The 11,832-nt window shown below is 31.0% G+C and carries 8 protein-coding genes; 3 read left to right on the top strand and 5 right to left on the bottom strand.

Translation table 11 applies throughout. The annotated features are described in order from the left end of the window. Positions 1–3: 3 nt before the first annotated feature. From arsS to LPB03_RS07990, 4 genes are all read right to left on the bottom strand, one after another. A complete protein-coding gene (gene arsS / locus LPB03_RS08005) occupies positions 4–1,059 on the bottom strand; it encodes an arsenosugar biosynthesis radical SAM (seleno)protein ArsS (protein WP_065317812.1) in 1,056 nt (351 codons plus the stop codon). Between the two features lie 397 nt (positions 1,060–1,456). Continuing rightward, complete coding sequence (locus LPB03_RS08000; RefSeq protein WP_065317811.1) at positions 1,457–1,792, bottom strand: arsenosugar biosynthesis-associated peroxidase-like protein; 336 nt, start codon at positions 1,790–1,792, stop codon at positions 1,457–1,459. A 38-nt stretch (positions 1,793–1,830) separates the two neighbouring features. Beyond that, positions 1,831–2,541 (bottom strand): DUF547 domain-containing protein, encoded by a 711-nt coding sequence (locus LPB03_RS07995; RefSeq protein WP_065317810.1) that lies wholly within the window; start codon positions 2,539–2,541, stop codon positions 1,831–1,833. Positions 2,542–2,662: 121 nt separating this feature from the next. Further along, positions 2,663–3,370 (bottom strand): queuosine precursor transporter, encoded by a 708-nt coding sequence (locus LPB03_RS07990; RefSeq protein ID WP_065317809.1) that lies wholly within the window; start codon positions 3,368–3,370, stop codon positions 2,663–2,665. A gap of 264 nt (positions 3,371–3,634) precedes the next feature. On the opposite strand from LPB03_RS07990, the gene fabD reads away from it, so the two are divergent. Next, positions 3,635–4,516 (top strand): ACP S-malonyltransferase, encoded by an 882-nt coding sequence (fabD, locus tag LPB03_RS07985; protein ID WP_065317808.1) that lies wholly within the window; start codon positions 3,635–3,637, stop codon positions 4,514–4,516. Between the two features lie 120 nt (positions 4,517–4,636). Here the strand turns inward: fabD and LPB03_RS07980 are convergent, their stop codons facing one another. Beyond that, a complete protein-coding gene (locus LPB03_RS07980; protein WP_065317807.1) occupies positions 4,637–7,486 on the bottom strand; it encodes a M16 family metallopeptidase in 2,850 nt (949 codons plus the stop codon). A 225-nt stretch (positions 7,487–7,711) separates the two neighbouring features. Between LPB03_RS07980 and LPB03_RS07975 the strand changes: the two genes are divergently transcribed. Together LPB03_RS07975 and LPB03_RS07970 are read left to right on the top strand one after the other, a co-directional pair. Then, positions 7,712–8,275: a porin family protein gene (locus LPB03_RS07975; RefSeq protein ID WP_083186933.1), complete on the top strand. Its 564-nt coding sequence runs from the start codon at positions 7,712–7,714 to the stop codon at positions 8,273–8,275. Positions 8,276–8,468: 193 nt separating this feature from the next. Then, positions 8,469–11,828, top strand: a complete 3,360-nt coding sequence (locus tag LPB03_RS07970; RefSeq protein ID WP_065317804.1) for a leucine--tRNA ligase — start codon at positions 8,469–8,471, stop codon at positions 11,826–11,828. Positions 11,829–11,832 lie beyond the last annotated feature (4 nt).

Raw genomic sequence — 11,832 nt, 5'->3', positions numbered from 1 at the left:
ATTTTAAGCAACAACTCCTTGACAACTACTTCCTGCACCAGCAGTGCAACCATAACAATGTTGGTTAATAATGATGTTTCTGTCTTGTAATAATTCTTCATTATAGTCAGAAACATGTTTTACTTTACTAGCAACCTTTAAGTTCAACATTTGGTTAAAATCACAATCAAACAACCAACCATCCCAACTTATTGAAATTGTATTTGTACACATTACATTTTCTACAGCTGTTGGATTGTAAGCATCTAACAAAGAGTGCATATAATCTTCGTAATTATCGGAAGCAATTAAATAATCTAAAAAACGACTAATTGGTAAGTTTGTGATTGCAAAAAGACTGTGAAAATCAATATCAAAATCTTCTTTTAATGCTTTTTTAAAATCGTTTTCTAATGCTTGTTGATCTCCAGGTAAAAATGCACCTGAAGGATTGTAAACCAAATCTAATTTTAAATCTGAACCTGGCATTCCATAACCTACAGCATTTAATTCTTGCAAGGCTTTAATTGATTTATCAAAAACGCCTTCTCCTCTTTGTTTATCGGTTTTTCCACGAGTCCAATGAGGCATTGAAGAAACTACATGAACTCCGTGTTTTTTAAAGAATTCTGGTAAATCATGGTATTTTTTATTCGCTCTAATAATGGTTAAATTAGATCGTACAATAAAATCTTTAATTCCTGCTTTTGATGCTTCTTCTACAAACCATCTAAAATTCGGATTCATTTCTGGAGCTCCACCAGTTAAATCTAAAGTGTGTGCTTCTGTTTTTTTTATAACTTCCAAACATTGTTGCATGGTTTCAACTGTCATAATTTCCTTTCTATCTGGACCAGCATCTACGTGACAATGTTCGCAAACTTGGTTACACATATACCCTAAATTAATTTGAAGAATTTCTAATTTTTTAGGACGAAGTGGAAAATGACCCGTTTCTTTTATTTTAGCTGCAAATGTTGGTAATTCTCCGTTTGCGAAAATTCCGCTAGAAAGAATTTCCATTTGACGAGAGGTATTTGCAATATCGTTATTTCTTGCTTTTAATGATTTTGTAGCCATTTAATGTAATTATCAGTTTTCAGTTTCAGGAAGCAGTTAATTTGAATTGCTGCACAATGATTTTGTAAACTTTATGTTTTATGCTAATTTCTATTAATACTTACGTAAGTTATTGTGGTTTGGTTTTTTTTGATGTGGATTTTCGTTCTCTTAAATTTATATTCAAATTGAATTTAAATCAACCAATTTCTAATCTTGTAGAAGTGATTTTTTTAATGTTAAAAATTCGATAAGTTTATAGATTCTTCAAAAAAAAGCCAATTCTAGAGTTGAATTTATAGATCCTTCGTAAAAACTCAGGATAAGCGTCTTCGAGAGTTGAATTTGCAGATCCTTCGTAAAAACTCAGGATAAGCGATTCACACATTTTTTGCAAAAGCAAAAAATGGTTCTCTGCTTACATTTCTAATTTATTTACCTTATTCATCATTTGAACTCCATGCACCAAAGTCGCACCACTTTTAATGGCTGCACCAACGTGAATTGCTTCCATCATTTGCTCTTTAGTAACGCCTCTTTGTAAAGTGTCTTTTGTATAGGCATCTATACAATATGGACATTGTTCTGTGTGTGCAACTGCTAAAGCAATTAAAGATTTTTCACGAGCAGTTAACGCTCCTTCTTCAAAAACTTTTCCATAATAATCAAAGAATTTGTTTCCTAATTCTTCGCTCCATTCTGTTATTTTTCCGAATTTTCTTAAATCTCCAGAATCGTAATATGTTTTAGACATTTATATGTTTTATAAAATTAAAAGTTGAAAGATAGTAATTATTTGTTGTTCAAACTCCAATCGTATTTTAAATAACTTATTGCAGCATTTGAGTTTATTTCTGTATTTGAATACTTGTTTAAATAATCAATTACAGAACCATTTTTAGTGAAATCTTCTTTAAACCAATCAAATATTGATGAGATTTGAACTTTGTTATTCGTTATTTTATTTCTTGAAGAATCATTGATAAAAGTTTTCATCAACTTCTCTAAATTGGCATCAATATTCTCTTCTGTAAAAGCTATATTTCCTAATTTAGGACAAGAAACAGAAGCACAATTTACACCTACATGAATTCTTGGGTCGAATAAGTTTTTACGTAAAATTTCATGTTCAATATAATCTAATGTGTACGTTTTGCCACCAACTTTCGCAAATGGAATTTTCCAAGCTGTTTTTCCATCTTGTTTAATATCCATTATTGATTTTAATGGATAATTTTCTAAAATAAGTTTGATAGTATAGGCATTGTAGGCATTTATCCAAAAGGCTTTTTGCTTATTTTCTGACCAAGAACTTGCTGGTGTAGTTTTCTCTAAATAAGAAATATAAGTATCTAATTTTGCTTTATCAGCTTTAAAAGATTTGTAATCTACAATCCCGTCTTTTGTAACGTGTTTTTGTAATAAATCATTATAAATTGATGTTTGCGCATTTCCTTGTGATAAAGTGAAAATTGCTATAAGTACTATAAATATGTTTTTCATGAATATTTCTTTTTATGTGTATTTAGACGAAGTTTTTATAATAGATTACAAAAATGAGTCCAATCTTTTTAAGAAGTTCTGTTATAGCTTTGCAATGGATTGTTTTAGTGTGATTTGAAATTTATTTCTGATGATATAAAAACTCATCAGTAAGTTCGTTGTTAAGGCTTAGTTTAAATTTTTTTCTAAAAAAGAAAACAGCTCCATATAATAAAGGTGTATCTAAAATAGCTACAATTACTTTAAAAAGAAATCCACTAATTAATAAACTTGTAAAGATTTCCCAAGGCAAAATTTTAAAAATACATAATAAAAAAATCACTGTAAAAGTATCTATAAATTGAGACACAAATGTGGAGAAATTATTACGCAACCATAAATGTTTTCCTTTGGTAAGATTTTTCCAAAAATGAAAAATTTTAATATCCACAAATTGTGCAAATAAATAGGCAATCATTGATGCAAAAACGGCTAAAGGTGATAAACCAAAAACTTGATGAAAAGTTACATCGTTAATAGGAGAACTTTCGATTGCTGGAGCAAAATCTGAAATTAAAATGATAAGCAAAGAAAATAAGGAAGCAAAAATACCAGCAACTACAACTTTATTAGCTTTTCTTTTTCCATATATTTCGGATAAAATATCCGTAATTAGAAAAGTAATTGGATAAGGTAAGATACCCACAGAAATTTCAAAATGATACATTCCAAAAGGCTCCCAATAAAAAAACTTTTGGAATATTAAGTTTGATGCCACTAATGATGCAATAAATATTGCTGCTAAAATTAGGTAAATTGTATCCGCTAATTGTTTGTCTTTAAGTGTCATAAAACAAAGTTAGTAAATATTCTTTTTGTTTTACGTATTTAATAAATTATTAAACATTTCTAGCCCTGATTGAAGTGGCATCCTTTTTATGCTGAACTCGATTCAGTATCTGTAATAGGAAATAAAAATACATTTAAATATAGACAGATGCTGAAATAAATTCAGCATAAAAAGATAAAACGTAAAGCAGGAAAAAGCTTCAAATAAAAATCATTATTTTTGTCGCCAATTCAACGATTAAATAATTACACAAATTAACAATTTATGAAAGCATATATTTTTCCAGGACAAGGAGCACAATTTTCAGGAATGGGATTGGATTTATACGAAAAGTTTCCATTAGCACAAGAATATTTCGAAAAAGCAAACGATATTTTAGGGTTTTCTATTACAGACATCATGTTTGAAGGAACTGCTGAACAATTGAAAGAAACGAAAGTTACACAGCCTGCCATTTTTTTACATTCTGTAATTTTAGCAAAGGTTTTAGGTGACTCTTTTCAGCCAGCAATGGTTGCTGGGCATTCTTTAGGAGAATTATCGGCTTTGGTTGCAATTGGAGTTTTGTCTTTTGAAGATGGTTTGGAATTGGTTTCAAAAAGAGCTTTGGCAATGCAAAAAGCGTGTGAAACACAAAAATCTACAATGGCTGCAATTATTGGTTTAGAAGATGCTTTGGTGGAGGAAGTTTGTGCAGCAGTTGATGGAGTAGTAGTAGCTGCAAATTATAATTGTCCTGGACAATTAGTGATTTCTGGAGAAGTAGAAGCTGTTGAAAAAGCCTGTGAAATCTTAAAAGAAAAAGGTGCGAAAATGGCTGTATTATTGCCTGTTGGTGGTGCATTTCATTCGCCATTAATGGAACCTGCAAGAGAAGAGTTAGCTGCTGCAATTGAGGCAACTACTTTTAACGAACCAATTTGCCCTGTTTATCAAAATGTGGCAGCAATGGCTATAAATGATGCAGCAACTATAAAAGGAAATTCAGTAGCACAATTAACTGCGCCAGTAAAATGGACTCAATGTATACAAGCAATGATTGCTGATGGAGCAACTGAATTTATAGAAGTTGGCCCAGGAAAAGTGTTGCAAGGTTTAATGCGTAAAATTGATAGAAAAGTTCCTGCAAGTGGAGCTGTTGTTTAGTAAACAGTTTCAGTTTATAGCAAAACAATAAAATAAAAAGTCCCAATTTCAATTTTGAAATTGGGACTTTTTTCAGTCTCTAGTCTTTTCTCTTTATTCTATTTTCTTTTTTTGAAAGACTTATTTCTTAATCTTCTTTTGTCTTTCATTTAACAAAACAGGATCTCCATACCCTAATTCTTTCATTCTTTCTAATTGCGTATCTGCATCACCCACAACCAACCAAATCATTTTATTTGGGTTGATGTATTTGTTTGCTAGTTCAGAAATTCGCTCTTTAGTCATTGTATTTACAATATTTTCTCTGTCTTTAACGTAATCAGATTCCCAACCATAATCACTCATATTAGACAACATATTTAATTTTGCTCTTGAGGTTTCAAAAGCTCTTGCATTACTTTTAATTAAGAAGCTTTTAGTAGTTTCTAAATCTTTGTCAGAAAAAGTAGTTGGATATTCTTCTAAAATCTTTTTTACAGCTTGTGCAGATTCTAAAGTAACATTAGAACGTACTCCACTAGAAATCGTAAAATCTCCTTTTGCTTTTGTGCCAGAAAAACCAGAACGAATTCCATAGGTATATCCTTTTCCTTCACGTAATTCTTGTGTTAATCTAGAAGCAAAACCACCACCACCTAAAATATAATTCATTACAGAAGCTGCATAAAAATCATCATCTGTAGCAGCCAAAGCTGGTGCACCAAATTGTAAAACGGATTGTTTTGCGTTTGGAATATCATAAAAATAAACGGTTGGTTTTTCTGGAGCTTCTGGAGTTGTATAGGTTGGAATGGTTACTTCTTTTGCAGCCCAATTATCATTTAAACTTGCTAAAGAATTCGTTACATTTTCTTCAGAAATATCACCAACAACTAGCATTTTAGCAACTGATGGCGAAATATAATTGTTATAGAAAGTTTTTACATCTTCTAAAGTGATACTTTCTACAGATGAAACTGTTCCTAAATTATTTTTAGAACGGATATTGTCTTTTCCGTAAATCAACTCATTATACGTATTTCTTGCAACAGAATTTGGACTTGCTTCTTCTTGACGTAAACGTGCAATTGTAGCACTTTTTAGTAAGGCAAATTCGCTATCATCAAATCTTGGTTCTAAAAGAATTTCTTGCACTAAAGCTAAGGTCTGATCATAATTTTTGGCCAAAGTTGTTGCACTTATTGTAATTTCTTCTTGACCTGAATACACATTTATATTAGCCCCCAATTCTTGAATTGCTTCTTCTAATTCTGCTACAGTTTTGTTTTTTGTTCCTTTATCAAGAATCCCAGCAGTTAAATTGGCAACACCTAATTTATCCATAGACTCTAATAATTGTCCCCCATCAATTGTTACATTGAATTGTACTAATGGCACTTCATCATTTTCAATTCCGAATATTTTTAAACCATTATTTAAGCTTGTTTTGTATACTTCTGGAGTTGCTAAAGATGGCGTTTCTCCATAAGGAGGTTCTATGCTTCTATCAAAAGAAGAAGGTGTTTTTTCATAAGTTGCAGCAATTTTTGGATCGAAACTTTCTTCTGCTCCAATTACAATTTTTTCTTCTACAACATCTGCTAAAACTGAACCTGTTAAGGCTAAATTAGCTTCGTTTTTGGGTACAAAACTAGTGGCAATGTAATTTTTGTTTTTAATGTATTTGTTATACACGTTCATTACATCTTCTGTGGTTACAGCTAAGGTTTTTTTAATATCTTCACTCACAAAACCAGGATTTCCTGTATACGTGTTATAAGAAGCTAAACCAGTTCCTTTGCCTAAAACACTAGACAAACCTTGGTAGAAATTAGTTTCTTGACCAGCTTTTATCCTGTTTAAATCTTTATCTGAAATTCCTTCAGCTTCAAATTTTGCAAATGCTTTTTCAACCCCAGCTTTTATAGTATCTAATTTTATATCATTAAAAGCTCTAATAATTAATTGAGTTTCACCAGCAATTTCAGAAGTATAATTGTACATAGTTGTGTTTGATGTTAGTTTTAAATCATCAACCAAAACCTGATTAAAAGGTGCTTTTTTACCAGATGTTAAATATTGAGCTAACACATCTAAAGCATAAGAATCTTCATGAAATTGAGGTACACTTGGCCAAACCATTGTTAATTGAGGAACTCTTGCAAAGTTATCTTCATAATATAAAGACTTGATTTCATCAACTTTTCCTGGTCTTTTTACAAGTGCAGGAATCTCTTCTGTCCCTTTAGGAATTTCATCAAAATACTTGTGAACCCATTCTGTAGCTTGATCAACATCAATATCTCCAGACAATACTAAAGTTGAATTGTTTGGTACATACCACTTTTTGAAAAACGTTTTTACATCTTCTAAAGTAGCATTTTGTAAATCTTCTAAAGAGCCAATAACTTGCCAATTGTAAGGATGATCTTTTGGATATAAATTTTTGCCAATTACATATTGATTGTGTCCATAAGGTCTGTTATCTACACTTTGTCTTTTTTCGTTTTTAACAACTTGTTTTTCTTTCGCTAAAACAGGATCTGTAACTGTATTGATAAAATATCCTAGTTTATCTGCTTCTGCCCAAATCATTTTTTCAAGAGCATCTTTTGGTACAGTTTGTAGGTAATTTGTTCTGTCTCTAGACGTAGAACCATTTGCGCCAGAACCACCAATTCTTGCACTCATTTTATCCAAACCACCTTTTCCTAAATTTTCTGATTCTAAGAAAAGTAAATGTTCAAATAAATGAGCAAAACCTGTTCTACCTTCAATTTCTCTAGCAGAACCAACATGAACCATTAATTCTACAGCAACAACTGGATCAGATTTATCAACATGAAAAACAACATCTAAACCATTGTCTAGTGTTATTTTTTTATAGTTGATGCTCAGTTCTGGAGATTTTTCTTCCGTTTTTTCTTCGGATGAATTTTCACAGCCAATAAAAGAAGCTGCAAGTAAAAAGGTAAATAATATATTTTTCATTTGGGTTGATTTTTAAGGTTTTAAAAATACAGCATTCAAAAATTTAAAACCCATATTTTTAGTTAAATTAAATTTAAAAAGGAGTAATGATTTTTATTTAGTCAAATTTTTAAAGGTATGTTGCAGGTTTTTAGATTGTTATTTTGAATCCTTGAAATTTTAACAAATGGTACTGTAAAATGGCACAGCATTTGTAAAACTGTTCCAAACTAAAACTAATAAATTATGATTAAAAAATTATGTATTGCTTGCATAGCTATTGCTTTTGCAGGTACAGTAAATGCACAAGATGTTAAAATTGGGCTTAAATTTGGAATGAATATAGCTTCTGTAAATGGAGGTGATGCTAATAACCTTGATTCTAGAACTGGGTTTGTTGGAGGAGTAACTGCTGAGATACCAATAGCAGAAAAATTCTCTATTCAACCAGAATTATTGTATTCTGCTCAAGGTGCACAACAAAGAGATAATTTTAAATACGATTTAAATTATGTTTCACTTCCAATAATGGCAAAATATTATATTGCAAACGGATTTAGTGTAGAAGCTGGGCCACAATTTTCTTTTTTAGTAAAAGATCAATTGGTGCCAATAGATCAAAATAGTGGAGCATCAAAAGAAAATACAAATGCAGAAAACTTTGATCTTGCTGCAAATGTTGGTTTAGGATATCAGTTTCAAAGTGGTATTTTTTTTCAAACAAGATATAATTTAGGATTAATTGCAATTACCGAAAATCCAGATATTAAAAATGGTGTTTTTCAAATGACTTTAGGATATCAATTTTAAATAAAAATAAATAAACTAAAAAAGCCTCTTCATTTAAAAAGTGAAGAGGCTTTTTTAGTTTATGAGTAATCTGAATTTAAGTTCGTTTTTGATGATTTTAGAACACGTAATAACATCAAAATAAGCAAGTTTATTTTTACTTTAATCTTCTAAAGAATAAACGTAAATTTGCACACTTTAATAAAATACGCAAATGCAATATAATCATCAAGAAATAGAAAAGAATTGGCAAAAATTTTGGGCTGATAACCAAACTTTTAAAGCTAGTAATGAAAGTGAGAAACCTAAATTTTATGTGTTAGATATGTTTCCTTATCCTTCTGGAGCAGGCTTACATGTTGGGCATCCTTTAGGATATATTGCAAGTGATATTTACGCACGTTACAAACGTCACCAAGGTTTTAATGTATTGCATCCACAAGGTTATGATTCTTTTGGTTTGCCAGCAGAACAATATGCAATACAAACAGGGCAACACCCAGCAAAAACTACGGAAGAGAACATAAAAACCTACAGAAGACAGTTAGATCAAATTGGTTTTTCTTTTGATTGGAGCAGAGAAGTACGTACTTCAAGTCCTGAATATTATAAATGGACTCAGTGGATCTTTATCCAATTATTCAATTCTTGGTATAATAAGGATACAGATAAAGCAGAAGATATTTCTGAATTAGAAAAAACCTTTAAGAAAGAAGGAAATGCAACTGTAAATGCAGTTTGTGATGAAGATATAAAGTCTTTTTCTGGGGATGAATGGAAAGCTTTTTCAAAAGCAGAACAAGAAGAAATTTTATTACAATACAGATTAACATTTTTGTCTGATACAGAAGTAAACTGGTGTCCTGCTTTAGGAACAGTTTTAGCAAATGACGAAATTGTAAACGGAGTTTCAGAAAGAGGAGGTCATCCTGTTATCAGAAAAAAAATGACACAATGGTCTATGCGAATTTCTGCATACGCACAACGTTTGTTAGATGGTTTAGAAAAAATAGATTGGCCACAACCTTTAAAAGATTCTCAAACCAATTGGATTGGAAGAAGCCAAGGAGCCATGGTTACTTTTAAAGTTGCAAGTACTACTAAAAAAACCACGAAGGAAGTGAAATTGTCTTATAAAGAATTAGAAACTTTAAAAGATTTACGTGTAAATTTATCGAAAGCAGAAGGATTGCTTTGGGATGAATTAAAAAATAAAAAAGGTGCATCAAAATTTAGAAAAAAGTATACAATTGGTGCTTATTTGGTTGATTATATATCTGCTGCTAAAAAATTAATCGTTGAGTTTTCTGGGAAAGAAGATGAAGCTGTAAGAACAACGTATTTTAATGACCAAGGTTTTAATGTAATTCATTTTACAAAAGAAGAAGTTACAGAAAACGTATTAAAAGTAGTTGCTAAAATAAATAATGCTATTCAGTTTTTGAAACCAATTCAAAAATTAGAAAATACGAGCGATGACAACTCAAATGCAATCGAGGAATCTTACAAGATTGATGTTTTTACAACAAGACCAGATACCATTTATGGAGTAAGTTTTATGACTTTGGCTCCAGAGCACGAATTGGTGTCAAAAATTACTACAGATGCCCAAAAAGCAGAAGTTGAAGCGTATATAAATGCAACAGCAAAACGTTCTGAAAGAGATAGAATGGCTGATGTAAAAACCATTTCTGGAGCATTTACAGGAGCTTATGCAATTCATCCTTTTTCTGGTGAAAAAGTTCAAATTTGGATTGGAGATTACGTGTTAGCTGGTTATGGAACAGGAGCTGTAATGGCTGTTCCTTGTGGAGATCAACGTGATTATGATTTCGCTAAGAAGTTCGGAATTCCGATTCCAAATATTTTTGAAGGCGTAGATATTTCTGAAGAAGCACATGCTGGAAAAGAAGGAACTGTAATTGCAAATTCAGACTTTTTATCAGGATTAAAATATAAGAAAGCCTTAAAATTATCGATTTTCGAATTAGAAAAAAGAGGTTTTGGCTATGGAAAAATAAATTACAGATTAAGAGACGCAGTTTTTAGCAGACAACGTTATTGGGGAGAACCATTTCCTGTATATTACAAAGATGGAATGCCACAAATGATTGACGAAAAACACTTGCCAATTGTGTTGCCAGAAGTTGAAAAATACTTGCCAACTGAAGATGGAAAACCACCTTTAGGAAACGCAACAGAATGGGCTTGGGATTCTCGTGGAAAGAAAGTTGTGAGCAATGAAAAACTAAAAAACAAAACTGTTTTTCCTCTAGAGTTAAACACAATGCCTGGTTGGGCTGGAAGTTCTTGGTATTTTAACAGATATATGGATTCTAACAATTCAGAGGAATTTGCAAGCAAGGAATCTTTGGAATATTGGCAAGATGTAGATTTATATATTGGAGGTTCAGAACACGCAACTGGTCATTTATTATATGCACGTTTTTGGCAAAAATTCTTGTTTGATAAAGGAATTGTTCCTGTGGATGAATTTGCGAAAAAGTTGATTAATCAAGGAATGATTTTAGGAACTTCTGCATTTGTTTTTAAAGCAACTGCATTTGTTAAAAATGGCTGTGCAATCGATAAATCGAATGATGATGTTATTGAGAAAATTCCTAATGTATTCGTTTCAAATAATTTATTTACGAATGATGATGAGTTTGAAACAGTAGTGAAAGAATATTTATTAGATAAAAAATTATTGAATCCGAATTTTGCAGATTTAGTAATGATTACAAAAACACCTTTGCATGCAGATGTTTCTTTGGTAAATGCTTCGGATGAATTAGATGTTGATGGTTTTAAAAATCATTCATTAAATTCAGATTATAAAGAGGCTCATTTTATTTTAGGTGATGAAAAATATGTAGTTTCTAGAGAAGTAGAAAAAATGTCTAAATCGAAATACAATGTTGTAAATCCTGATGATATTGTTGCAGAATATGGAGCAGATGCTTTACGAATGTTCGAAATGTTTTTAGGACCTTTAGAACAAACCAAACCTTGGAAAACTTCGGGTATTTCTGGAGTTTCATCTTTCTTAAAGAAATTATGGAAATTGTATTTTAATGGCGATAATTTTGAAGTTTCAGAAGAAAGTGCAACCAAAGACGAATTAAAAGTTTTACATAAAACAATTAAAAAAGTACAAGAAGATATAGAGAATTTCTCTTTTAACACCTCAGTATCTACTTTTATGATTGCTGTAAATGAGTTAACTGCGTTAAAATGCAACAAACGTGAAATTTTAGAGCCATTATTGGTTTTATTATCACCTTATGCACCACATATTACAGAAGAATTATATAGTAAATTAGGACATAAAGAAAGTATTTCAACAGCTCCTTTTCCTATTTTCGATGCAAAACATTTAGTAGAAAGTACTAAAGAGTATCCGATTTCTTTTAACGGAAAAATGCGTTTTACCTTAGAGCTTTCTCTTGATTTATCGAAAGAAGAAATAGAAAAAGTAGTCATGGAAAATGAAAAAACAATTGCTCAGTTAGAAGGTAAAACTCCTAAGAAAGTAATTATAGTTCCTGGAAAAATTGTGAATATAGTAGGTTAAAATA

It is taken from the genome of Polaribacter vadi (assembly GCF_001761365.1).
GTDB lineage: Bacteria > Bacteroidota > Bacteroidia > Flavobacteriales > Flavobacteriaceae > Polaribacter > Polaribacter vadi.
This window is presented reverse-complemented; position numbering and strand designations above follow the sequence as displayed.